The 22,106-nt window shown below is 64.7% G+C and carries 24 protein-coding genes; 13 read left to right on the forward strand and 11 right to left on the reverse strand.

From position 1 onward, the window contains the following. Positions 1-165: 165 nt before the first annotated feature. The 9 genes from phhA (at position 166) to GGR90_RS17400 (ending at position 8,518) form a co-directional block, all read left to right on the forward strand. Positions 166-1,038, forward strand: coding sequence for a phenylalanine 4-monooxygenase (gene phhA / locus GGR90_RS17360; RefSeq protein ID WP_167922668.1), 873 nt, complete (start codon positions 166-168; stop codon positions 1,036-1,038). Next, positions 1,035-1,955, forward strand: a complete 921-nt coding sequence (locus GGR90_RS17365) for a tryptophan 2,3-dioxygenase (RefSeq protein ID WP_167922669.1) — start codon at positions 1,035-1,037, stop codon at positions 1,953-1,955. The genes phhA and GGR90_RS17365 overlap by 4 nt, the downstream gene beginning before the upstream one ends. Further along, on the forward strand, positions 1,952-2,581 hold the full coding sequence (gene kynB / locus GGR90_RS17370) for an arylformamidase (protein WP_167922670.1): 630 nt from the start codon (positions 1,952-1,954) through the stop codon (positions 2,579-2,581). The genes GGR90_RS17365 and kynB overlap by 4 nt, the downstream gene beginning before the upstream one ends. Continuing rightward, entirely contained in the window at positions 2,578-3,819 is a 1,242-nt protein-coding gene (kynU, locus tag GGR90_RS17375; protein WP_167922671.1) for a kynureninase, read from the forward strand. Before kynB ends, kynU begins: the two co-directional genes overlap by 4 nt. Next, positions 3,816-4,829 (forward strand): carbon-nitrogen hydrolase family protein, encoded by a 1,014-nt coding sequence (locus tag GGR90_RS17380; protein ID WP_167922672.1) that lies wholly within the window; start codon positions 3,816-3,818, stop codon positions 4,827-4,829. Before kynU ends, GGR90_RS17380 begins: the two co-directional genes overlap by 4 nt. Beyond that, the gene (locus GGR90_RS17385; protein ID WP_167922673.1) at positions 4,829-5,968 is read left to right on the forward strand and encodes a cupin domain-containing protein; all 1,140 of its coding nucleotides are present in this window, start codon (positions 4,829-4,831) and stop codon (positions 5,966-5,968) included. Before GGR90_RS17380 ends, GGR90_RS17385 begins: the two co-directional genes overlap by 1 nt. Beyond that, positions 5,956-6,864: a fumarylacetoacetate hydrolase family protein gene (locus GGR90_RS17390; protein ID WP_167922674.1), complete on the forward strand. Its 909-nt coding sequence runs from the start codon at positions 5,956-5,958 to the stop codon at positions 6,862-6,864. The genes GGR90_RS17385 and GGR90_RS17390 overlap by 13 nt, the downstream gene beginning before the upstream one ends. Before the next feature lie 10 nt (positions 6,865-6,874). Further along, complete coding sequence (locus GGR90_RS17395) at positions 6,875-7,627, forward strand: maleate cis-trans isomerase family protein (protein ID WP_280740933.1); 753 nt, start codon at positions 6,875-6,877, stop codon at positions 7,625-7,627. A gap of 267 nt (positions 7,628-7,894) precedes the next feature. Beyond that, complete coding sequence (locus GGR90_RS17400; protein ID WP_209023858.1) at positions 7,895-8,518, forward strand: PilZ domain-containing protein; 624 nt, start codon at positions 7,895-7,897, stop codon at positions 8,516-8,518. A gap of 7 nt (positions 8,519-8,525) precedes the next feature. Here the strand turns inward: GGR90_RS17400 and aguB are convergent, their stop codons facing one another. The 3 genes from aguB to GGR90_RS17415 form a co-directional block, all read right to left on the reverse strand. Beyond that, positions 8,526-9,377: an N-carbamoylputrescine amidase gene (gene aguB / locus GGR90_RS17405; RefSeq protein WP_167922675.1), complete on the reverse strand. Its 852-nt coding sequence runs from the start codon at positions 9,375-9,377 to the stop codon at positions 8,526-8,528. A gap of 55 nt (positions 9,378-9,432) precedes the next feature. Next, the gene (locus tag GGR90_RS17410; protein WP_167922676.1) at positions 9,433-10,416 is read right to left on the reverse strand and encodes an agmatine deiminase family protein; all 984 of its coding nucleotides are present in this window, start codon (positions 10,414-10,416) and stop codon (positions 9,433-9,435) included. A 104-nt stretch (positions 10,417-10,520) separates the two neighbouring features. Continuing rightward, the gene (locus GGR90_RS17415) at positions 10,521-12,206 is read right to left on the reverse strand and encodes a M28 family metallopeptidase (protein WP_209023859.1); all 1,686 of its coding nucleotides are present in this window, start codon (positions 12,204-12,206) and stop codon (positions 10,521-10,523) included. A gap of 186 nt (positions 12,207-12,392) precedes the next feature. Between GGR90_RS17415 and GGR90_RS17420 the strand changes: the two genes are divergently transcribed. After that, the gene (locus tag GGR90_RS17420; RefSeq protein ID WP_245198796.1) at positions 12,393-14,327 is read left to right on the forward strand and encodes a S9 family peptidase; all 1,935 of its coding nucleotides are present in this window, start codon (positions 12,393-12,395) and stop codon (positions 14,325-14,327) included. 14 nt (positions 14,328-14,341) lie between these two features. Continuing rightward, positions 14,342-16,243 (forward strand): alpha/beta hydrolase family protein, encoded by a 1,902-nt coding sequence (locus GGR90_RS17425; protein WP_167922678.1) that lies wholly within the window; start codon positions 14,342-14,344, stop codon positions 16,241-16,243. Between the two features lie 63 nt (positions 16,244-16,306). Here GGR90_RS17425 and rpsD read toward each other — a convergent pair whose 3' ends face one another. After that, positions 16,307-16,918 (reverse strand): 30S ribosomal protein S4, encoded by a 612-nt coding sequence (gene rpsD, locus GGR90_RS17430; protein WP_167922679.1) that lies wholly within the window; start codon positions 16,916-16,918, stop codon positions 16,307-16,309. Positions 16,919-17,119: 201 nt separating this feature from the next. Between rpsD and GGR90_RS17435 the strand changes: the two genes are divergently transcribed. Then, on the forward strand, positions 17,120-17,449 hold the full coding sequence (locus tag GGR90_RS17435; protein ID WP_167922680.1) for a chorismate mutase: 330 nt from the start codon (positions 17,120-17,122) through the stop codon (positions 17,447-17,449). A gap of 35 nt (positions 17,450-17,484) precedes the next feature. On the opposite strand, the gene GGR90_RS17440 is transcribed toward GGR90_RS17435, so the two are convergent. The 6 genes from GGR90_RS17440 to rpiB all read right to left on the reverse strand — a co-directional run bounded on the left by GGR90_RS17440 (position 17,485) and on the right by rpiB (position 21,061). After that, positions 17,485-18,213 carry an RNA methyltransferase gene (locus GGR90_RS17440; RefSeq protein ID WP_167922681.1) on the reverse strand — a complete coding sequence of 243 codons (729 nt, stop codon included), beginning with the start codon at positions 18,211-18,213 and terminating at the stop codon, positions 17,485-17,487. Further along, positions 18,210-18,677 (reverse strand): transcriptional regulator NrdR, encoded by a 468-nt coding sequence (nrdR, locus tag GGR90_RS17445; protein WP_167922682.1) that lies wholly within the window; start codon positions 18,675-18,677, stop codon positions 18,210-18,212. The genes GGR90_RS17440 and nrdR overlap by 4 nt, the downstream gene beginning before the upstream one ends. Positions 18,678-18,680: 3 nt before the next feature. Beyond that, complete coding sequence (locus GGR90_RS17450; protein WP_167922732.1) at positions 18,681-18,899, reverse strand: hypothetical protein; 219 nt, start codon at positions 18,897-18,899, stop codon at positions 18,681-18,683. A 77-nt stretch (positions 18,900-18,976) separates the two neighbouring features. Next, entirely contained in the window at positions 18,977-19,303 is a 327-nt protein-coding gene (locus GGR90_RS17455) for a zinc ribbon domain-containing protein (protein ID WP_167922683.1), read from the reverse strand. A 1-nt stretch (position 19,304) separates the two neighbouring features. Continuing rightward, a complete protein-coding gene (glyA, locus tag GGR90_RS17460) occupies positions 19,305-20,612 on the reverse strand; it encodes a serine hydroxymethyltransferase (RefSeq protein ID WP_167922684.1) in 1,308 nt (435 codons plus the stop codon). Further along, on the reverse strand, positions 20,609-21,061 hold the full coding sequence (gene rpiB / locus GGR90_RS17465) for a ribose 5-phosphate isomerase B (RefSeq protein ID WP_167922685.1): 453 nt from the start codon (positions 21,059-21,061) through the stop codon (positions 20,609-20,611). The genes glyA and rpiB overlap by 4 nt, the downstream gene beginning before the upstream one ends. Positions 21,062-21,173: 112 nt before the next feature. Between rpiB and GGR90_RS17470 the strand changes: the two genes are divergently transcribed. Then, entirely contained in the window at positions 21,174-21,338 is a 165-nt protein-coding gene (locus tag GGR90_RS17470) for a hypothetical protein (RefSeq protein ID WP_167922686.1), read from the forward strand. Positions 21,339-21,442: 104 nt separating this feature from the next. Here the strand turns inward: GGR90_RS17470 and GGR90_RS17475 are convergent, their stop codons facing one another. Then, a complete protein-coding gene (locus GGR90_RS17475) occupies positions 21,443-22,099 on the reverse strand; it encodes an alpha/beta hydrolase (RefSeq protein ID WP_054588059.1) in 657 nt (218 codons plus the stop codon). Positions 22,100-22,106: the final 7 nt, after the last annotated feature.

Below are 22,106 nucleotides of genomic sequence, written 5' to 3' on the forward strand. Positions count from 1 at the left end.
CCGGCGAGAATGGCGCTCACATACCGAATAGGGAAGAACAAATTCCTGCCAATTAGCCGATGTACCAAACGAATATCGATTTTCGCTGCGGCTTCGCCCCGAAATCCGCACAATGTTCGCGCCCGCGCGCGCTAGTCTGGCGGTCGAAGGTTTTGGAGAGGACCGATGGCCGCGACACATATTTTCGATGCACCGCCTGAAGGTGTCGCGGCCGATTGGACGATGCCGCAAAGCTGGGCCGCGTTCACGGCGGAGCAGCATGACACCTGGCGCAGCCTGTTCGACCGGCAGTCGGCGGCGCTTGATGGCTATGCGTGCCGCTCTTTCCTCGACGGCCTCGAAATCCTCCGCCAATTGAAGCGGGGAGTTCCCGATTTCGCCGAACTCAACGCGCTGTTGAAGCCCGCATCGGGGTGGGAAGTCGTCGCGGTGCCCGGCTGGATTCCGAACGGACCCTTTTTTGAGCATCTCGCGAACCGGCGGTTTCCCGCCGCCAATTTCGTTCGTCCGCCCGAGCAGGTCGCCTACAGCGAAGAGCCCGATATGTTTCACGACATATTCGGTCATGTGCCGATGCTGGCCGACCCCGCCTTTTCGGACTTTCTCGTCGCTTATGGTCAGGCGGGGCTTCGCGCCGAAAAGCTGGGTGCATCGGATTTCCTTGGGCGGCTGTGGCTTTATACCGTCGAGTTCGGGCTGGTCGTCGAGGAGGGTGAACTCCGGGCGTTCGGCGGCGGGCTGATGTCGAGCCTGGGCGAGGCCATGTCGGCGCTCGCCGCGCCCGAACCGCGGCGCATCTGGCTCGATATCGAACGCGTGATGCGCACGCGCTATAATTTCGACGAATTTCAGCAGACCTATTTCGTCATTGCGGGGTTCGAGGCGTTGCTGTGCGCGACCGAGGAAACCGACTTCGCGGCCATCTATCGCAAGATCGCGGGTGAACCGGCGATCGAACCGGGGGATGGCTGGGCCGGCGATCTGGCTTATGAAGGACGCCTGCCGGCCGGTCCGGCAAGCGGAGAGGCACGCCCATGATCAGGCAGACACGCGACGGCGGCACCGACATTTTCGAGACCGAGATCGACGGCGAGACGATCCAGTGGGACAATGGCCTGACCTATGCGCGGCACTTGCAGACCGCGCAACTGCTGTCGGCGCAGGTCCCGGTGTCGGACAAGCCCGACGAGATGCTGTTCATCATCATGCACCAGACGATGGAGCTTTGGCTGAAGCTGGTGTTGCACGAAGGACGGCTGGTTTACGACGCGATCAAGGCCGACCGGCTGGAGATCGCGGCCAAGGGGCTCGACCGGATCGCGACGATCCAGCGGCACATGATCCACAGCTGGGAGGTGCTCGCGACGCTGACTCCGCATGATTTCCTGACCTTTCGCGGTTTCCTGCGCCGCGCGTCGGGATTCCAGTCGCAGCAATATCGCGAGCTCGAATATCTGCTCGGCAACAAGCGCGGGGATATGATGATCGTCCACAAGGACGATGCCGAGGGAACAGCGCGGCTGCGCGCGGTGTTCGAGGCGCCGTCGCTCTACGACGAGCTGCTGCGGCTGCTCGCACGCCGCGGGTTCGATATTCCCGCCGACCATCTGGAGCGCGACTGGACCAAGCCCTATGAGGCATCCGAGGCGGTCGAGAAGGCGTGGCTCGCGATCTATACCGACCCCGATCGGCACTGGGACCTCTACACGCTCGCCGAGAAGATCACCGCGCTGGAATATTATTTCCAGGAATGGCGCTTCAAGCACATGAAGACGGTGGCGCGGGTGATCGGTCACAAGCCGGGGACGGGCGGCTCGTCGGGGGTCAATTATCTGGTCAAGGCGCTGAGCCTGAGCTTCTTTCCCGAACTCTGGTCGATGCGGACCGAGATGGTCGCGCCGCGCCAAGGTGGAGATTATGGGGGCGGAGACTATGCCGGGGGGACGCGGGCATGAGCCGGATCTGGGACATTTCGCAGCCGCTGCACGCCGCGGTACCGGTGTGGCCGGGCGAGCCGGTCTTCGCGCTCCACAGCCATGCGGTGATCGGCGACGGATGCCCGGTCAATGTCGGCGGTATGTTCACGCCGCTCCACGCCGGGACCCACGGCGATGCGCCGCTGCATTACGCCAATGACGGCGCCTCGTCGGCCGATTGCGAACTCGATGCCTATATCGGGCCGTGCGTGCTGCTCGATGTTCGCCATGCGCGCGGACGGGTCGAGATCAGCGACATCGACTGGGCGGCGGTCGAGGGCGCCGAGCGCGTCTTGCTGCGGACCTATGAGCAGTTCCCGCACGAGCAATGGGACTCGGATTTCACCGCAATCGCCAATGATGTGATCGCAAGGCTTGGGTCCATGGGGGTGCGGTTGATCGGCACCGATGCGGCCTCGCTCGATCCCGAACAGTCGAAGACGCTCGACGCACATCAGGCGGTGAAGGCGGCCGACATGCGCATCCTGGAAGGGCTGGTGCTCGATGACGTGCCGCCCGGCCGGTACGAACTTGTCGCGCTGCCGCTTCGTATCGTTGGCGCCGATGCCAGCCCGGTGCGCGCTATCTTGAGGGAAATCGCATGACCGACACGATGTTTGCCACCGATGTGTCGGCGCTCGACGCCGCCGATCCGTTGGCGCCCTTTCGCGAGCGTTTTCAACTGCGCGAAGGTCTGATCTACCTCGACGGCAATTCGCTGGGCGCGCTGCCGAAGGCGACGGGCGAGCGGCTGGCCGAGGTGATCGGCGGCGAATGGGGTGAGGGGCTGATCACCTCGTGGCTCGAAGCCTTATGGTCGACCGCGCCGCGGCGCATCGGCGACAAGATCGGCCGGCTGCTCGGCGCGAAGCCCGGCGAAATCGTCGCGACCGATTCGACTTCGGTTAATATTTTCAAGGCGTTGACCGCCGCTCTTTCGTTACGGGATGAGCGGACGGTGATCCTGTCGGAAGCGACCAATTTTCCCACCGACGTCTATATGATGCAGGGTGTCGAGGCGTTTTCGGGCGGACGCGTGAAGGCGGTGACCGTCGCGCCCGACGCGATCGTCGATGCGCTGACCGACGATGTCGCGGTGTTGCTGCTCACGCAGGTCCACTACAAGTCGGGCCGCGTTCGCGACATGGCGGCGATCACGCGCGCGGCGCACGAGGCCGGCGCGCTCGTCGTCTGGGATCTGAGCCACAGTGCAGGGGCGATCCCCGTCGATCTCAATGGCGCGAACGCCGATTTCGCGATCGGCTGCGGCTACAAGTTCCTCAACGGCGGCCCCGGCGCGCCCGCCTATCTGTTCGCGGCCGCGCGGCATCATGCCGCCACGCCGGTGCTCTCGGGCTGGTTCGGCCACGCGCGGCCCTTCGCTTTCGAGGAGGATTATGACCCCGCCGCCGGGATCGAACGCTTCCAGTGCGGAACCCCGCCGGTGCTCGGCCTCGCCGCGCTCGAAGTCGGCGTCGACCTGATGCTCGAAGCCGACATGGCCGAGGTGCGCCGCAAGTCGCTCGCACTCGGCGACCTGTTCATCGAACAGATGCAGCCTTTGTGCGACGCCTATGGCTTCGAGCTGGTCAGCGCGCAGGACCATGCGACGCGCGGCAGCCAGGTCGCCTATGCGCATCCGCAGGGTTACCAGATCGTGCAGGCGCTCAAGGAATATGACGTGATCGCTGATTTCCGCGCGCCCGACATTTTGCGCTTCGGGCTGACGCCGCTTTATCTCCGTTATCGAGACATGGTCGAAACGGCCCGCCGCCTCGAAAAGGTCTGCGCGACGCGCGCGTGGGACAAGCCGCAATATCACCAGCGGGCGGCGGTGACATGAGCGACGTGTCGACTCCCTTTCTGCCCAGATCGCGCGTTGCCGCTGTGCAGGCTTCGCCGGTCTTCCTCGATACCGCGCGCACGGTCGACAAGGCGTGCGCGCTGATCGCCGAGGCCGCGGGCAATGGCGCGCAGCTTGTCGCCTTCCCCGAGGTATTCGTGTCCGCCTATCCCTATTGGAACTGGCTGATGACGCCGATCGAGGGCGCCGAATGGCACGAGCGGCTGTATCGCGCGTCGCTCTCGATCGATGGCCCCGAGGTTGCCGCGCTCTGCGCCGCGGCGCGCGATCATGGCTGCACCGTCGTCATCGGGATCAACGAACGCGATCCGGTGAGCGTCGGGACACTCTACAACACCAACCTGATCATCGGCGCCGACGGCAGCCTGCTCGGGCGCCACCGCAAGCTGGTGCCGACCTGGGCCGAAAAGCTCACCTGGGCGGGCGGCGACGGCAATTCGATCCGCGTTTACGACACTCCCGTCGGGCCGCTCGGCACGCTGGCGTGCGGCGAGAATACCAACACGCTGGCGCGCTTCGCCTTGCTGTCGCAGGGCGAACTGGTTCATGTCGCCAATTATATCGCGCTGCCTGTCGCGCCGGCTTCGTACAATATGGCCGAGGCGATCAAGATCCGCGCCACCGCGCACAGCTTCGAGGGCAAGGTCTTCACGATCGTCGCCTGCTCGGCGGTGAGCCCCGAAATCATCGACACAATGTCCGAAGGCCGTCCGCAGAACCGCGAGCTGCTGTCGCGTCCGAACAGCGCCTTTTCGGGTGTGATCGATCCGCACGGCAATCTGGTCGGTGAGGCGCTGATCGACGACGAAGGCATCGTCTATGCCGATATCGACCTTGGCGACTGCATCCGTCCCAAGCTGATGCACGACATCATCGGCGGCTATAACCGCTTCGATATCTTCAACCTGACGGTCGACCGGACTCCCCGCGCGTCGGCCCTGTTCGTCGACGAGCCGCAGCGCGTCGATCCCGACGAGGAGACGCCATGATGGCAGAAGGCAGCACGATCATCGACCCGCGCGACGATGTGCTCGGGCGCGCGCGCGTCACCGACACACCCGAACTCGAATCCTTTTATCAAGAGCTTGCGGCGCGTAATGCAGGCGCTTTCTGGAAGCGCGCGAATGCGATCGAGCCGTGGGAGCCCGAAACGCGCTATCGCCCGACGCTCTGGCGCTACGCCGAGATGCGCGACATGTGCCTCCGCGCGCTCGATCTGGTGAAACCCGAGGAAGCCGGCCGCCGCGTCGTGACCCTGCTCAACGACAGCGACGCCGGGCGCGAAAACACCGCGGTCTGCGGCTGGCTGTTCAGCGGGATGCAGGCGATGCGCCCCGGCGAGATCACGCCCGCGCACCGCCACACCGCGTCGGCGCACCGTTTCATCATGGAGGGGAAGGGCGCCTATACCGTCGTCGACGGGCACCACATCACGCTCGGCGCCAACGATTATGTTCTGACCCCGGGGGGGTGCTGGCACGACCATGGCGTCGTGGCCGACGGCGAGGTCTCGATCTGGCAGGACGGGCTCGACATCCCGCTGATGAATAGCCTCGAGACCAATTTTTACGCGGTCTACGACCAGCCCGCGCAGACGGCGGCCTTTCCGGCCGACGATCTGCCGCTGAGCTATGGCGGCGCTGCGCTGCGGCCCGAGGGCGTCGCAGCGTGGGAGAAGCCTTACTCGCCGGTGATGGTCTATCGCTGGGAAGCGACGCGCGACGCGCTGTGGAGCCTCGCCAAAGTGTCGGAAGGCACGCCGTTCGACGGGCATATGGTGCGTTATTCCAACCCGCTGACCGGCGGCTGGGCGCTCCAGACGATGGGCGCGCATATGCAGATGTTGAAGCCCGGCTTCCGCGGCAAGGCGCACCGCCACACCGGCAACGTCGTCTATAATGTCGCGGCCGGCCGCGGCTATTCGATCATCGGCGGCGAACGCTTCGACTGGGGCACGCACGACATCTTCTGCGTGCCCGCGTGGGTGTGGCACGAGCATGTCAATCTCGACGCATCCGAGGAAGCCTTCCTCTTCTCGTTCAACGACTTCCCCGTGATGGAGGCGCTCGGCGTCCGGATCGAGGAAGCCCTCCAAGACAATGACGGACACCAAACATGCGCTTCGTGACATATTGCACGGTCGAGACCGAACCGCGGCTCGGCCTCCTCCACGACGGGCTCGTGATCGACATCGAATATTTCGGCGATGCGATCGGGCAGGATTTGCCTTCGACGATGCTCGACTTCATCGACCTCGGGCCGATCACGCTCCGCTTTCTGCAGGAAGCCATCGCGGCGGCGGCCACGGCCGATCTGGTCGGCACGTCGCTGCCCGCCGGCAATGTCACGCTGCTCGCGCCGATCCCGCGGCCGCGCAAGAATATCTTCGGAATTGGCCTTAACTATACCGAGCATGTCGCTGAATCGGCGCGCAGTCTCGACACGTCGAACGAATTGCCGCAACAGCCGGTGATCTTCTCGAAGCCGCCGACCGCCGTCGTCGCGTGGAACGACCCGATCCGCCATAATGCGAAGGTGACGCAGCAACTCGACTGGGAAACCGAACTGGCGGTGATCATCGGCAGCACCGCGCGCCACGTCGCCGAGGGCGACGCGCTCAATCATGTGTTCGGTTACACCGTCATCAACGACGTGTCGGCGCGCGACTGCCGACGCGCGGGGCAGTGGATCGTGTCGAAGGGGCAGGACAGCTTCGCGCCGATGGGACCGTGCATCGTCACGGCCGACGAAATCGGCGATCCGCACAACCTCAATATCCTGACGCATGTGAACGGGGTCGAGAAGCAGAACAGCAACACGCGCTTCATGTTGTTCAACGTGCCGCAACTGATCGCCGATATATCGAGCGTGATGACGCTCGAACCCGGCGATATCATCGCGACGGGCACGCCCGCAGGCGTCGGCGCGGGCCGCGATCCGCAGGAGTTCCTATGGCCCGGCGATGTCGTCGAATGCACCGTCGAAGGCATCGGCACGCTGCGCAACCCGATCGTCGCGGTCTGAGGCGCGCGACATGACACGTCCCATCCGCATCGGGCAGATCGTTCCGAGCTCGAACGTCACGATGGAAACCGAGATCCCGGCGCTGCTCCGCGCGCGCGAGGCGGTCGCGCCCGAACGCTTCACTTTCCACTCGTCGCGGATGCGGATGAAGAAGGTGACGAAAGAGGAACTCGCCGCGATGGACGCGGATTCCGACCGCTGCGCGCTCGAACTGTCCGACGCGGCGGTCGATGTGCTCGGCTATGCCTGCCTCGTCGCGATTATGAGCATGGGCGAGGGCTATCACCGAGCGTCCGAAGCACGGCTGCACCAGCGCACGGTCGAAAACGGCCATGCGGCGCCGGTCGTCACCAGCGCCGGTGCGTTGGTGGAAGGGCTGAAGACGCTGCAGGCGAAGCGCATCGCGCTCGTCGCGCCCTATATGAAGCCGCTGACCGAAATGGTCGTCGGTTATATTGCGAAGGAAGGCATCGAGGTCGCCGACTGGCTCGCGCTCGAAATCCCCGACAATCTGGAGGTCGCGGCGCAGGACCCGGCCAATCTGCTCGATCATTACAAGCGGCTTGATCTCACTGATATCGACGCGCTCGTGCTGTCCGCGTGCGTGCAGATGCCGTCGCTTCCCTCGGTGCAGCGGATCGAGGACGCGATCGGTTTGCCGGTCGTTTCGGCGGCGATCTGCACCGCGCACCAGATGCTCGCGCGTCTCGGGTTGCCGACCGAGGTTCCGGGCGCCGGGGCTCTGCTGTCGGGCCGCTATTGAAAAGGCGCTGGCCGACTTTTCGCGAGGCTTCGCTGCCCGCTTAATCGCCGTGGCTGCCTACCGTAAATTATGTAAAATACGAAGTATTTGCTGGCGGCGGGCGACCGGTTTGCGCGCCTGCTGTTGATCGACGGGGCTGATTATGATCCGCAACATGATTGAATTTTCATATAAATCCGAGTAAGAGATTGCGTGATTTTGCGCATTTTGCAGTAATTGGCGGGGGCTTGGGCTTCGATCCGGCGCTGCTTCGATAAGGTGGATAAGATGAGTCAACGTCGCTTCTCGGATCCGGTAGAGGAGCAGGACATTGCCGCCAGCACCGATCGCCGCGAAGGCGATCGCTATCGCACGGTCTGGCGGATCGCCAAGGTGATACGCAACGGCGACGCGGGCCTGTGGCGGGTCCGCAATATTTCCGATCGCGGGATGATGCTCGCGGCTGACGTTCCAATCGCCGTTGGTGAAAAGCTGGAAGTCGCGCTTTCGGATACGGTCGTGATCCGCGGCGAGGTCGTCTGGTCCGACGCGGGGCGATGCGGGGTGTCCTTCGATCAGGAAGTCGACGTCGCTCATGTGCTCAAGCAATTGGCGGCCGAGCAACGCGCCACCGGCTATCGCCAGCCGCGCCTGTCGTTGCAAACGAAGGCCGAGGCGGTGACCGACGAGGGCGCGGCGACGCCCATCGAACTGGTCGACCTGTCGCAGAATGGCGCCGGCTTCGTCCATGACGGCCATTTCGAGGTCGGCAGGGAGTTCGACCTCATACTCGCGGGTGGGGTCAAGCGCCGCGCCATCGTGCGCTGGTCGCGCGGCGGGCGCGGCGGGCTGTGGCTGACCCAGCCGCTTGACCGCGCCGACCTGGAAAGCATCCGCCGCTTCGAAAGTTAGCGCGCGATCAGATGTCCTCGACGAGCCGCCCATAGAGCTGCGGCCGGCGGTCGCGGAAGAAGCCCATGCCGGCGCGATGCTTCGCCGCGCGGTCGAGGTCGATCGTTTCGACGAGCACGCCCGTTTCGGCCGCGCCGAACGCCTGCGTCATGTCGCCCCATTCGTCGGTGATGAAGCTGTGGCCATAGAAATTGGCGTCGCCCTCGGGCCCGATGCGGTTCGCGGCGATCACCGGCATGCAGTTCGACACGCTATGCCCCTGCATCGCGCGGCGCCACATACGGCTGGTGTCGAGATCGACGTCATAGGGTTCGCTGCCGATCGCGGTCGGATAGAAGAGCAGTTCGGCGCCCATCAACGCCATCGTGCGCGCGCATTCGGGATACCATTGGTCCCAGCACACGCCGACGCCGATCCGCGTGCCGAACACGTCCCAGACCTTGAAGCCGGTGTTGCCGGGGCGGAAATAATATTTTTCCTCATAGCCGGGACCGTCGGGAATATGGCTCTTGCGATAGGTCCCCATGATTTCGCCGTCGGGGCCGATCATCGCGAGGGTGTTGTAATAATGCGGCCCGTCCTTTTCGAAATAGCTCGTCGGGATCGCGACCTTCAGCTTGGCGGCGAGCGCCTGCATGGCGATGACGCTCGGATGTTCGGCGGTCGGGCGGGCGGCGGCGAAAAGTTCCTCATCCTCGACCTGGCAAAAATAGGGGCCTTCGAACAGTTCGGGCGGCAGGATGATTTGCGCACCCTTCGCGGCCGCTTCCTCGACGAGCGCGGAGACGGCTTCGACATTCGGTTCGACGGGGCCGGGCAGGGGAAGCTGCAGCGCGGCGACGGTGATGGTGCGGGTCATGGCCTATCCGGTGTGCGGGAGTCGGGACGGAATATAGGGGGCTGCGCGCCCGATGCTAGCTCGGAACCTGCTGGCTCGAGCAATGGAAGCTGCCGCCGCCAACGATGATCCCGCGCGCGGGCACACCGACCGCGCGGCGGTCGGGGAAGAGCGCGGCGAGCGTATCGATCGCGGCCTGATCGTTCGCGACCCCGTAAGTCGGCACGACGACGGTCGTGTTCCCGATATAGAAGTTCATATAGCTTGCCGCCGCGATCTCGCCGCGGATTTCGACGCGGCCGGGCGAGGGGAGATCGACGATCTCGACCCCGCCGAAGGCTGCGGTGCGCGCGCGCGCGTCGGCGTAGATATGCGCGTTGGGATCGTCGTCGCCCGCCGCGACCGGCAGCGCGAGCCGCCCCTCGCCGACGAAGCGCGCCAGATTGTCGACATGGCCGTCGGTATGGTCGCCGACCAGCCCTTTGCCGAGCCACAGCAGCCGCTCGATGCCGAGCGACTGGTGCAGCCGTACCGCGATATCCTCGCGCGTCAGCGTCGGGTTGCGGTTGAGGTTGAGCAGGCATTCCTCTGTCGTGACGCAAAGCCCCGTGCCGTCGACGTCGATGCCGCCGCCTTCGAGCACCCAGTCCTGATCGTCGACCGGAAACCCGCTCGTCCGTGCCAGCGCCGCGCCGACTTCCTGATCGCCCGGCATGACGAATTTCTCGCCCCACCAGTTGAACCGGAAATTGCGGGCTCGGCGCGCCGCGCCCGTTCCGGCGATGATCGGCCCGGTATCGCGCAGCCAGATATCGCCCAGCGGTTGGATCAATATGCGCACGCCGGGATCGACGAGCGCGGCGGCGATGTCCGCCTGCCGCGTATCGTTGACCACCAGCCGCGCCTCTTCGCCGCGGCCGCCGTCGTGGACGGCATTGGCAAAGGCGGCGACGTCGCGCCGCCCTTCATCGATCGCGCCCGCCCACTCCTCGGCGAGGTGCGGGAAGCCGATCCAGACGGCGTCGTGCGGCGCCCATTCGGCGGGCATGCGGAAGGTCATCGACGCTCGTCCTCTCTCGTCATTGCGAGGAGCGAAGCGACGCGGCAATCCAGGGCGTGCATAAACCGCTCTGGATTGCTCGCTTCGCTCGCAATGACGAAACCCTACTTTGCCGTGGCGCGCGACTTGTCGCGGGCGGCGCGGAATTCGTCGCCCTCGACCCAGTTCGGCCATGCGTCGGTCATCGCCAGCATGCGGCCGGCGGCATAATAGAGGCGCAGGTCCGACATCATGCCGTCCCAGTTGGTGATCGCCTCATATTCGTCGCCCGGGGCGTGATAGCGGTTCTTTTCATAATCTTCGGCCGCCTTCTTGCCGGCCTCGACCCCGCCTTCGACGAGTTCGTCGCCGCTGCCGAAGTTGAACATCGGCACACCGAGCTTGGCGAAGCTGAAATGATCCGACCGGTAATAGAAGCCCTTTTCGGGGGTCGGTTCGGCCTTGACCGTGCGGCCCTCCATCTTGGCGAGCTTTTCGACATAGGCGTCGAGTTCGGACTTGCCGCCACCGACGACGACGATGTCCTTCGCCGGGCCGATCGCGTTGAGTGCGTCCATATTCACCCCGCCGACGGTCTGCGCGAGCGGGAAGATCGGGTTTTCGGCATAATATTTCGAACCGAGCAGCCCCGATTCCTCGGCGGTGACGGCGAGAAACACGATGCTGCGGTCGGGGGCGCCGGCCTTGTTGAAGGCCTGCGCGAGCGTCACGAGGCCGGCGATGCCGCTCGCATTGTCGACCGCGCCGTTGCAGATGTCGTCGCCATCGACCGGCGTGCAGCGGCCGAGATGATCCCAGTGGCCGGTGTAGAGGACATATTCTTGCGCGCGCTTGGCGCCCGGCAGGACGCCGATGACGTTGCGCGACATCTTCTTCGAAATCTCGTTATCGAAGCTGAAGCTTGCCTTCACGCCGGTCAGCGCGACGGGCTTGAACCCCTTCTTCTTGGCGGCTTCGCGCAGCGCGTCGAAATCCTGCCCGGCGCTCGCGAACAATTCCTTCGCCTTGGGAAGCTGGATCCAACCGTTGGCGACGGTCTGGTCGGCGCCGCCATTCTTGCTGTCGGCCAGATATTGCGTGCCGGTGTTGCTCGATTCGACGACGTTCCAGCCATAGGCGGCGGGTTCGGTGTCGTGGACGATCAGCACGGCGGCGGCGCCCTGCCGCGCGGCTTCCTCATATTTGTACGACCAGCGGCCATAATAGGTCATCGCGCGGCCGTTGAATTCGCCCTTGGCTTCCTTGGTCTGCCAGTCGGGGTCGTTGACGAGGACGACGACGGTCTTCCCCTTCACGTCGAGCCCGGCATAGTCGTTCCAGCCCTTTTCGGGGGCGTTGATGCCATAGCCGACGAAGACAACGTCGCTGTCCTTGACCGCGGTCTTCGGCTGCACGCGATAGCTGAACGCGACATAGTCCTTGGCATATTGCGCCGTGACCGGAGTCTTGCCGCCGGTGAAGCTCAGCGGGGTCGCGTTCTTCGCGGTGATCTCGACCAGCGGCACGTCCTGCGTCCACTTGCCGTTGTTGCCGGGCGTCAGCCCCGCTTCCTCATATTTCTTGATGATATAGGCGACGGTCTTTTCCTCGCCCTCCGTGCCGGGCGCGCGGCCCTCATAGGCGTCCGACGACAGTTCTTTCGTCACTTCCTGAAGCGTCGCGAGCGACAGTTCGGGGATTTCGACATCGGGAATGGCGACGGCGGAGGTCGCCGCCTTGTCGGAGGCGTTGCACGCGGCAACGGTCAGAAGGACCGCGAAGGCCGCGGTTGATCGGGGGAAGCGAAGCATGGAAATGTCCTTGGAAAGTTTCGTTTGCGACGATCGGGCTTGTGCCAGCGCGACGCGGCCGGCGCAACACCTCTTGCCGAACTTGCGCGGCATTCGTTCCTTGCAAAAACAATGCGCACCGCTCTAGCAGTCGAAGACTATGGGGTTTTGAATGGGGGATTTTCGATGCGGATTGGTTGGATTGGTTTGTCGCTTCTGTTTTTGGTGGCGGGAACGGCGCAGGCGCAGGAGGGTGATGCCGCGCGCCGGTTCGGTACGCTGCCGGGCGTGACCCAGGTCAGCCTGTCGCCCGACGGACAGCGCATCGCCTTTGTGGCGCCGAACAAGGGACAGGCGAACGATCTCTACGTCGTCGAGATCGCCGACGGCGCCGCGCCGCGGCGTATCTTGCGCGCGAGCGGCGATCCCGAAACCTTGCTGTGGTGCCGATGGTCCAGCGATGCGCGGATTCTCTGCCAGGTCGGTGGGCGCGAGGACTATGGCGGACAGATTTATGGTTTCACGACGCTGGTCGCCGTCGATGCCGCCGGCGGTAATACCAAGGTGCTCAGCACGCGGCGTGGACAGCATGCACGCGGCTATGACTTTCGCGGTGGCCGGGTCATCGACTGGCAGCCGGGAGAGGGTGGCAGCGTGCTGATGATGCGAAGCCATGTTCCCGAAAGCAATATCGGCTCGCTGATCACCAAGAATGACGAAGGCATGGGCGTCGATCTGGTCGACGTTACCAGCGGATCGATCACGGTCGTCGAAAAGCCGCGGCGCGACGCGGTCGAATACATCACAGACGGCAATGGGACGGTACGTGTGATGGGGACCCACAGCGCGGCGGGGCAGACGGGTTATCTGAGTGGGATGAAGCGCTATTTCTTCAGGCCCGCCGGCGGCGGCGACTGGGAGCCGCTGTCGACGGTCAACCTGCGTGCAAATGAAGGCTTCGATCCCGTCGCCGTCGATGCCGCGACCAACCGCGCGATCGGCTTTGCAAAGATGGACGGCCGCACCGCGGTCGTCGCGGTGAAGCTCGACGGGACGGGCAAGGGCGAAACCCTGTATCGCCATCCCGAAGTCGATGTCGACGGGCTGGTGCGCGTCGGCCGCGACCAGCGTGTCGTGGGCGCGACCTATGCTACCGACCGCCGCCAGATGGTAACGACCGACACCAAGGTCGCGGCGATGGCGAACTCGCTGTCGCGCGCGCTCGGTGGACGCCAAGTCTATTTCATCGATGCGTCGGCCGATGAATTGCAGTGGCTGCTGTGGGCCGGGTCGGACGTCGATCCGGGGCGCTATTATCGCTATACGCCGGCGGCAAAACAGCTTCGCCCGCTCCTTGAGGACCGGCCTCTGCTGTCGGCATTGACGCTCTCGCCGGTCGAGGCGATCCGCTATCCCGCTGCCGACGGCACGATGATCCCCGGTTATCTGACGCTCCCGCCGGGCCGCAGCGATGCCAAGGGCCTGCCGGCGATCGTGATGCCGCATGGCGGGCCGTCTTCGCGCGACGAATGGGGGTTCGACTGGCTCGCGCAATATTTCGCCCAAGCGGGTTTTGCGGTCGTGCAGCCCAATTATCGCGGCTCGTCGGGCTATGGCGACAAATGGTATCAGGACAATGGTTTCCAGTCGTGGCGCACCGCGATTGGCGATGTGACCGATGCCGGTCGCTGGCTGGTGAAAGAAGGAGCCGACCCCGCCAGGCTGTCGATCGTCGGCTGGTCCTATGGCGGCTATGCGGCGCTGCAATCGGGGGTTCTGGCGCCGGACCTGTTCAAAAAGATCGTCGCGATCGCGCCGGTGACCGACCTCGCGGAGCTGAAGGAGGAGGTCGAGCGCTACACCACGGGGGCGATCATGCGTGACTTCATCGGGTCGGGGCCGCATATTCGCGAGGGTTCGCCCGCGCAGAATGCTGCGAGTATCAAAGCGCCCGTGCTGATGTTTCACGGGACGCTCGATCAGAATGTCGATATCGAACAGTCGCGGATTATGAAGCGCGCGCTGGATTCGGCCGGAAAGCGGGTCGAGTTGATCGAATATCCGGGGCTGGCGCACGATTTGGGCGACAGCGATGCGCGCACCGCGATGCTGGCGCGCATTGCCGGGTTCCTGCCGCGCTGACGGGACGGAGGAAAATGCCGACGTCGATGCCGGTTCGCGGCCTGTGGACGATGGTCCTGTTTATGCTGGCTAGCCCGGTTCAGGCGCAGGAGCAGGACGCGGCCGCACGTTTCGGAGCCGTGGGCGCCATCGACAGCATCAGCCTGTCGCCCGACGGCGGCCAGATCGCGTTCATCTCCCCATCGACGCGCGGCGGCAACGATCTGTTCGTGGTCGGCACGAACGATGGCGCATCGCCACGGCGCATATTGCGAGCCAATGGCGCGCCGGAGTTTCTGTTCTGGTGCGACTGGGAAAGCCCCGCGCGCATCCTGTGCGGAACCGGCGGCCGGCAGACCGCGGGCCGGGACATCGTCCATTTCAGCCGGATGGTCGCGCTCGATTCCGATGGCGAAAATCGCATCTTCATCCGCGGCGAGAATCGCTATGTCCGATTTGGCAGCCAGCTGATCAACTGGTTGCCGGGCCAGGACAATCGCATCATGCTGATCAGCCCCGCGGGGGCGGTGAACAGCATTTCCACCTTCAACGACGACGAACGGCTGATCGAAGGGGCACGGACCTATGCGGTCGGCTATCTGACCGACGACGCCGGCCGGCTGCGCGTGCTGGTCAGCAACGCGCCCAGCGGAACCGGGATGGTCGACGAGACCTTCCGCTATTTCGCGCGGCCCGAGACCGGCGGTGCATGGCAGCCGCTGTCCGCCCATGACATCGCGACCGGCGAGGGATTCCGTCCGGTGTCGATCGAGGAGGGGACGAACCATGCCTTCGGTTTCGGCAAGGTCGATGGCCGGACGGCGATCCAGCGAATCGCGCTGGAGGGCGCGGCGAAGATCGAAACCATTTTCGCGCATCCCGAAGTCGATGTGTCGGATATTTTGCGGATCGGTCAGGGCGGCCGCGTGGTCGGCGCGGTCTATTCGACCGAAAAGCCGCACGCCGTTTATTTCGACCCGGGGATCAAGGCGCTGGCGGCGCAGCTCGAAACGGCGCTCGAGGGCCGCATGGTCCGCATCATCGACGCGACCGTCGATGAAAGCCGCTTTCTGCTATGGGCCGGGTCGGACACCGATGCGGGTCGATATTATCTGTTCGACGCGACCGCGAAGCGTCTGCGCCCGCTGTTGGTGGATCGACCGATGCTGGAGGGTGTCGCGCTGTCCGAAGTGCGGCCGATCAGCTATGCGGCGGCCGACGGCACGCGCATTCCCGCCTATCTGACCCTGCCGCCCGGCAAGACTGGCGTCGCCGGGCTGCCGGCGATCGTCATGCCCCATGGCGGCCCGTCGGCGCGCGACGAGTGGGGGTTCGACTGGATGGCGCAATATTTCGCGCAACGCGGTTTCGCAGTGTTGCAGCCCAATTTTCGCGGTTCGGCTGGCTATGGCGACGATTGGTATCAGCGCAATGGTTTTCAATCGTGGCGGACCGCGGTGGGAGACGTCGCCGACGCCGGGCGCTGGCTGGTCGCAGAGGGCGCGCCGGCCGGCCGGCTGTCGATCGTCGGTTGGTCCTATGGCGGCTATGCGGCGCTGCAATCGGGCGTCATCGCGCCGGATCTGTTCCAAAAGATCGTCGCCATCGCGCCGGTGACCGACCTGTCGCAGCTTCGCCGCGAAGAAAGCCGCTATACCTCGGGGCGGATCAAGCGCGATTTCATCGGCACGGGTCCGCATCTGCGCGAGGGATCGCCGGCCGAAAATGCGGGCCGGATCCACGCGCCGGTCTTGCTGTTCCATGGCACGCTCGACCAGAATGTCGAGATCGCGCAATCGAAAACCATGGTCCGCGCGCTCAAGGACGCAGGACGGCCGGTCGAACTGGTCGAATATCCCGGACTCGCCCACAGCCTCGGAACCGCGGCGGCGCGCACCGACATGCTGCGCCGCATCGACGCGTTTCTGGCCAAATAGGGTGGACAGCAAATGGGCGGCCCGTTGCGGAGCCGCCCACTTGATTCCAGCGATGCCGTCCGATCAGCGCGAATAGAATTCGACGACCAGGTTCGGTTCCATCTTCACCGGATAGGGCACTTCGTCGAGCGACGGAACGCGGACGAAGGTCGACTTGGTGCCGTCGATGGCGAGATATTCGGGCAGGTCGCGCTCGGGCAGGCTCTGCGCTTCGGCGACCAGCGCCATTTCCTGCGCCTTCTTGCCAAGAGTGACTTCATCGCCCGGCTTCACGAGGCGGCTCGCGATGTTGCACTTCACGCCGTTGACATAGACGTGGCCGTGGCTGACGAGTTGGCGCGCCGAGAAGATCGTCGGGGTGAACTTCGAGCGGTAGACGACGGCGTCGAGGCGGCGCTCGAGCAGGCCGATCAGGTTCTGACCGGTGTCGCCCTTCATGCGCGACGCTTCGAAATAATTCTTCTTGAACTGCTTCTCGGTGATGTCGCCGTAATAGCCCTTCAGCTTCTGCTTCGCGCGGAGCTGGATGCCGAAGTCCGACATCTTGCCCTTGCGGCGCTGACCGTGCTGGCCGGGGCCATATTCGCGGCGGTTGACCGGGCTCTTCGGGCGACCCCAGATGTTTTCGCCCATCCGGCGGTCGAGTTTATACTTGGCGCTCTGGCGCTTCGACATATGTCGTCTCCAATTTGCTGTGTGCCGAAGGATTTCGGCTCGTTCCCGGGTCGCACCATATGGAAGTCTCCATATGCGACCACCGCTTCACCGGGGTGCGGGGTCCATTGCGAAGGCGCGCGGTTAGACGGGGAGGGCGGCAAAGTCAAGCATCAAGCCGCGCGCTCGACAGCGGCGAAAAAGCCGTTAAAGGCAGCGCGCATGACGTCCGCCAAACTTCCCGAACCCAAACGTCCCGAACAGTGCGAAACCATGACCGAAGTCCGCGTCGGGGTCGATCAGGTCGACCGCGAACTCGTCGCGCTGCTCGTCCGCCGCTTCGGCTATATGGATGCCGCCGCCCGGATCAAGACCGACCGCGACACCGTTCGCGACGAGGCGCGCAAGGCCGAGGTGCTGGGCAATGTCGCGCGCGAGGCCGAAGCCGCCGGGCTGGAGCCCGAGCGGCTGCGTGCGGTGTGGAACGAGCTTGTCGAGCAGTCGATCGCCTATGAGGCGGTCCAGTGGGACCGGCTGCGCGCCGATCGCTGATCTGGCCGTGGTGCGTAGCCGTCTGGCTGCCGGTCTCACTGCCTTTTCTTGACGCGGCCCAGCGCCGTGACAATTCCGTGCATCATACGGATGTCATTATAAGACCAGCCCGTCTTGGTCAGCGCGGTGCGCAAGGTCCGCAGCGTCATTTCGCGTCGTTCGGGCGGAAAGAAATAGCCGCTCTTGTCGAGGTCGCGGACCAGATGCTGGACGAATTCCTCGAGCTCGCCGTGCGGCGCCGGGGGATCGAGCGGCACGTCGGGCGGGCTCGCGAGTGCGACGCCTTTCGACCATTCATAGGCGAGCAGGATGACCGCTTGCGCGAGGTTCAGCGAGGCGAATTCGGGATTGATCGGTACGGTGACGATCTTGTGCGCGAGGGCGACGTCGTCGGTTTCGAGCCCTGAGCGTTCGGCGCCGAAGACATAGGCCGAGCGGCCTGCGCTGGCGTGGACTTCGCGCGCTGCCGCCTCGGGGGTCAGCACCGGCTTGGTGACGCCGCGCTTGCGCACGGTGGTCGCATAGACGGTCGTGCAATCGGCGACGGCATCGGCGAGCGTATCGAACACCTGCGCTTCGGCCAGCACATTATCGGCGCCCGACGCCGCGGGTCCGGCATCGGGGTTGGGCCAGCCATCGCGGGGGCTCACGAGGCGCAGTTCGGTCAGCCCGAAATTGAGCATCGCGCGCGCCGCCTTGCCGATATTTTCGCCAAGCTGCGGACGGACGAGGACGATGACGGGGGGCGGGGCGGCCGCGGTCATTTGATCGGCCGCGCCGCCTCGGTGATCGTCGAGGCGAATTCCTCGAAATCCTTGGCTTCGGTGAAATCGCGATAGACGCTGGCAAAGCGGATATAGGCAACATTGTCGAAGCCCTTGAGTGCTTCCATCACCATCGCGCCGATTTGCTGCGCCTGCACTTCGCTTTCGCCCGAGGTTTCGAGCTGGCGCTGGATTCCCGACACCAGCCGTTCGATGCGCGCGCCGTCGATCGGCCGCTTGCGGCACGCGATCTGGACGCTGCGCATCAATTTCTCGCGGTCGAAGGGCTCGCGCGTCCCGCCGGCCTTGAGCACCGCGACTTCGCGCAGCTGGATGCGCTCGAAAGTGGTGAAGCGCGCGCCGCAATCCTCGCACTGGCGGCGGCGACGGATCGCCGCGCCGTCCTCGGTCGGACGGCTATCCTTCACCTGACTGTCTTCATGTCCGCAATAGGGGCAGCGCATCGGTCAGCGTTTCACCCGCGTGTGGAGCGCCACCGCGGCGCCGGCCAGCAGGCCGACGGGCCACGATACGACGGGCAGCACGGCGCCGATGACGGCACCGACGGCGCCGCCGGTCAACACCGGGCGCGTCGAGGGATGGCCCATGCCTTGCTTGCCCATCGCCTTGACCTCTTCGATCGAGAGTTCGACCAGCGTCGGTTCCTCGGGGTGCTGCCGCGCCATAGCTATTACTCCAGCTTCTATCATTCTTCCGATTCCTTTTTTTCGGGACCGGTGATTTCTTCCAAATCGCTGGCTGTTCAGCGGGTCAACCGTTTGTACAATACATAACCGCCGCCTAAAACAGCGCCCATAGATATCGTAACGAACGGAATGGCTGGAGCAATGACAGCTCCTAGGGCCGCGCCCGCGACAACTTTTTGTACATCCTTATTTTTAATGGTGTCCAACGCCAGCACTTTCGCTTCAACCGCCGTTCCCTGCGCGAAAGTCGAAACGGCGCTTTTTACTGTTTCTGGTTCGACCACGTTGACGCTTTGCCCGCACTCGCTGCAGAATTTCGCATCCGCGAACAATGGATTCCCGCATCCAGTGCAGCCGTTCGTTGCGATTTCGACTTCGCTCAATTTACGCTCCGTAAATGGGGAAGCGTTCGCACAAAGCGCGGACGCGGCCCCGGACATTCGCCTCGACGTCGGCGTCGCCATGTTCGCCCTTGTCGCGCAAGGCTTCGAGCACGTCGGCGACCATATCGCCGATTTCCTCGAACTCGGCGATGCCGAAGCCGCGCGTCGTGCCCGCGGGCGACCCGACGCGAATACCGCTGGTCTTGACCGGCGGCAGCGGGTCGAAGGGGACGCCATTCTTGTTGCAGGTGATCGCGCTGCGCTCGAGCGCCTCGTCGGCGTCGCGGCCGGTGATGCCGAGCGGACGCAGGTCGATGAGCGCGAGGTGCGTGTCGGTGCCGCCCGCGACGACGTCGGCGCCGCGCGCCTTCAGCCGGTTCGCGAGCGCCTGCGCATTGGCGATCGTCGCCTTGGCATAATCCTTGAAATCGGGGCGCAGCGCCTCGCCGAACGCCACGGCCTTCGCCGCGATGACGTGCATCAGCGGGCCGCCCTGCAGCCCGGGGAAGACCGCCGAATTGATCCGCTTCGCGATCGCTTCGTCATTGGTCAGGATCATGCCGCCGCGCGGGCCGCGCAGCGTCTTGTGCGTCGTCGTGGTGACGACATGCGCATGCTCCATCGGCGAGGGATGCGCGCCGCCGGCGACGAGGCCGGCGAAATGCGCCATATCGACCATCAGCAGCGCGCCGACATCGTCGGCGATGGCGCGGAAGCGCGCGAAGTCGAGCGTGCGCGGATAGGCCGATCCGCCCGCGATGATCAGCGAGGGGCGATGCTCCTTCGCCAGCGCCTCGACCTGGTCGAAATCGACGAGATGGTCGTCGGGGCGCACGCCATATTGCACGGCATTATACCATTTGCCCGACATCGCGGGCGGGGCGCCGTGGGTCAGGTGACCGCCGGCGTCGAGGCTCATGCCCATGATCGTCGCGCCGGGCTTGGTCAGCGCGAGCATCACGGCGCCGTTCGCCTGCGCGCCCGAGTGCGGCTGGACATTGACGAAGCCCGCGGCGAACAGCTGCTTCGCGCGGTCGATCGCGAGGGTTTCGACCTCGTCCGACGGCGCACAGCCCTGATAGTAACGGCGGCCGGGATAGCCCTCGGCATATTTGTTGGTGAAGACCGATCCCTGCGCTTCGAGCACCGCTTTCGAAACGATATTCTCCGACGCGATCAGCTCGATCTGATATTGCTCGCGTTCGAGCTCATGCTTCATCGCCGCCGCAACCGCGGGGTCGACCATGCCGACGCCGTCGGTGAAATAGCCGGCCGATTTGATGGGCTTGTCGAGGGTTTCTGTGGTCATCGGCTGGTCTCCAGTTGCGGCGGATTCGAAAGCTTGTCGACGCGGCGCGCGTGGCGGTCGCCGGCGAATTCGGTGGTCAGGAAAGCGTCGAGGCACGCTTTCGCCATGTCGATGCCGGTCAGGCGCGCGCCCATCGCGATCACGTTCGCGTCATTATGCTCGCGCGACAGCTTTGCCGACAGTGGTTCGCCGACCAGCGCGCAGCGCGCGGCGGGGTTGCGGTTGACCGAAATAGAAATGCCGATGCCTGATCCGCAGAGCGCAACGCCGCGTGTCGCGCGGCCGTCGGCGATGGCTTGGCCAAGGGCGTAGCCGAAATCGGGATAATCGACGCTGTCGGGGCCGTTGGTGCCGAGATCCTCGACTTCGTGGCCGGCTTCGCGAAGCCAGTCGGCAAGCGCGGCCTTGAGCTCGTAAGCGGCGTGGTCGGAGGCGATGGCAATGCGCATGATGCGGCTCCCGCGGGGGTCAAGGGAATCGATGAGCGCCCTTTAGGCGAAGCCGCGCGGATTGGCCATAAGCGAGGTGGCAAATTTGTGACGGCGTCGATAAAGCCGCCCCATGTCCGACACGATCATGTCCATCCTGATGCTGACCGGCGTGCTGCTCACCGGCGGCGCGATCTTCGTCTTTCGCAAGGGCGACCGCCGCCGCGCGCTGCTGATGCTGATTGCCGCGCTGGTGATGTTCGCCAATGTCGCGGTGTGGCTGGTGCCGGTGAAATAGCCTTATCGTCATTGCGAGCGAAGCGAAGCAATCCAGAGCGGTTTTACGCCGCCCCTGGATTGCCGCGTCGCCTTCGGCTCCTCGCAATGACGAGGCTGCCAAACTCAGCGGATCGGCGAATCGGGGGCGAGCCGCATATCCAGATAATTGTCGAGCGACTTCATCAACTGGTCGAGCTCATGTTCGAAGAAGTGATTGGCGCGCGGAATCTCGTCGTGATGGATCGTGATGCCCTTTTGCGTGCGCAGCTTGTCAACCAGCTTCTGCACCGCGCCCGGCGGCACGATCTCGTCCTGCCCGCCCGCGACGATGATGCCCGACGAGGGACAGGGCGCGAGGAAGCTGAAGTCGTACATGTTCGCCGGCGGCGCGACCGACAGGAAGCCGCGGATTTCGGGGCGGCGCATCAACAGCTGCATGCCGATCCACGCGCCGAAGCTGAAGCCGGCGATCCACGTCGTCTGCGCCTCGGGATGGATCGACTGCACCCAGTCGAGCGCCGAGGCGGCGTCACTCAGTTCGCCGATGCCATTGTCGAAGGTGCCCTGGCTGCGGCCCACGCCGCGAAAGTTGAAGCGCAGCACGGCAAAACCGCGCGCGACGAAGCTCTTGTACATCGCCTGCGTGATGCGGTCGTTCATCGTGCCGCCGCCCTGCGGATGCGGATGCAGGATCAGCGCGACCGGTGCGCGCGGGCGCGGCGGGGGCGAGAAGCGGCCTTCGATGCGGCCCTCGGGACCGGGGAAAATGACGTCGGGCATGGGCGCA

Source organism: Sphingopyxis italica, assembly GCF_011926545.1.
GTDB lineage: Bacteria > Pseudomonadota > Alphaproteobacteria > Sphingomonadales > Sphingomonadaceae > Sphingopyxis > Sphingopyxis italica.

Coding starts and splice junctions, on each gene's coding strand:
- GGR90_RS17410 (WP_167922676.1), bottom strand. CDS start 10,416: ATGACCTTCCGCATGCCCGCCGAATGGGCGCCGCACGACGCCGTCTGG.
- GGR90_RS17395 (WP_280740933.1), top strand. CDS start 6,875: ATGACACGTCCCATCCGCATCGGGCAGATCGTTCCGAGCTCGAACGTC.
- nrdR (WP_167922682.1), bottom strand. CDS start 18,677: ATGCGCTGCCCCTATTGCGGACATGAAGACAGTCAGGTGAAGGATAGC.
- aguB (WP_167922675.1), bottom strand. CDS start 9,377: ATGACCCGCACCATCACCGTCGCCGCGCTGCAGCTTCCCCTGCCCGGC.
- glyA (WP_167922684.1), bottom strand. CDS start 20,612: ATGACCACAGAAACCCTCGACAAGCCCATCAAATCGGCCGGCTATTTC.
- GGR90_RS17440 (WP_167922681.1), bottom strand. CDS start 18,213: ATGACCGCGGCCGCCCCGCCCCCCGTCATCGTCCTCGTCCGTCCGCAG.
- GGR90_RS17365 (WP_167922669.1), top strand. CDS start 1,035: ATGATCAGGCAGACACGCGACGGCGGCACCGACATTTTCGAGACCGAG.
- GGR90_RS17475 (WP_054588059.1), bottom strand. CDS start 22,099: ATGCCCGACGTCATTTTCCCCGGTCCCGAGGGCCGCATCGAAGGCCGC.
- GGR90_RS17385 (WP_167922673.1), top strand. CDS start 4,829: ATGGCAGAAGGCAGCACGATCATCGACCCGCGCGACGATGTGCTCGGG.
- GGR90_RS17415 (WP_209023859.1), bottom strand. CDS start 12,206: ATGCTTCGCTTCCCCCGATCAACCGCGGCCTTCGCGGTCCTTCTGACC.
- kynU (WP_167922671.1), top strand. CDS start 2,578: ATGACCGACACGATGTTTGCCACCGATGTGTCGGCGCTCGACGCCGCC.
- GGR90_RS17425 (WP_167922678.1), top strand. CDS start 14,342: ATGCCGACGTCGATGCCGGTTCGCGGCCTGTGGACGATGGTCCTGTTT.
- kynB (WP_167922670.1), top strand. CDS start 1,952: ATGAGCCGGATCTGGGACATTTCGCAGCCGCTGCACGCCGCGGTACCG.
- rpsD (WP_167922679.1), bottom strand. CDS start 16,918: ATGTCGAAGCGCCAGAGCGCCAAGTATAAACTCGACCGCCGGATGGGC.
- GGR90_RS17435 (WP_167922680.1), top strand. CDS start 17,120: ATGACGTCCGCCAAACTTCCCGAACCCAAACGTCCCGAACAGTGCGAA.
- GGR90_RS17380 (WP_167922672.1), top strand. CDS start 3,816: ATGAGCGACGTGTCGACTCCCTTTCTGCCCAGATCGCGCGTTGCCGCT.
- GGR90_RS17390 (WP_167922674.1), top strand. CDS start 5,956: ATGCGCTTCGTGACATATTGCACGGTCGAGACCGAACCGCGGCTCGGC.
- GGR90_RS17470 (WP_167922686.1), top strand. CDS start 21,174: ATGTCCGACACGATCATGTCCATCCTGATGCTGACCGGCGTGCTGCTC.
- GGR90_RS17400 (WP_209023858.1), top strand. CDS start 7,895: ATGAGTCAACGTCGCTTCTCGGATCCGGTAGAGGAGCAGGACATTGCC.
- rpiB (WP_167922685.1), bottom strand. CDS start 21,061: ATGCGCATTGCCATCGCCTCCGACCACGCCGCTTACGAGCTCAAGGCC.
- phhA (WP_167922668.1), top strand. CDS start 166: ATGGCCGCGACACATATTTTCGATGCACCGCCTGAAGGTGTCGCGGCC.
- GGR90_RS17450 (WP_167922732.1), bottom strand. CDS start 18,899: ATGGCGCGGCAGCACCCCGAGGAACCGACGCTGGTCGAACTCTCGATC.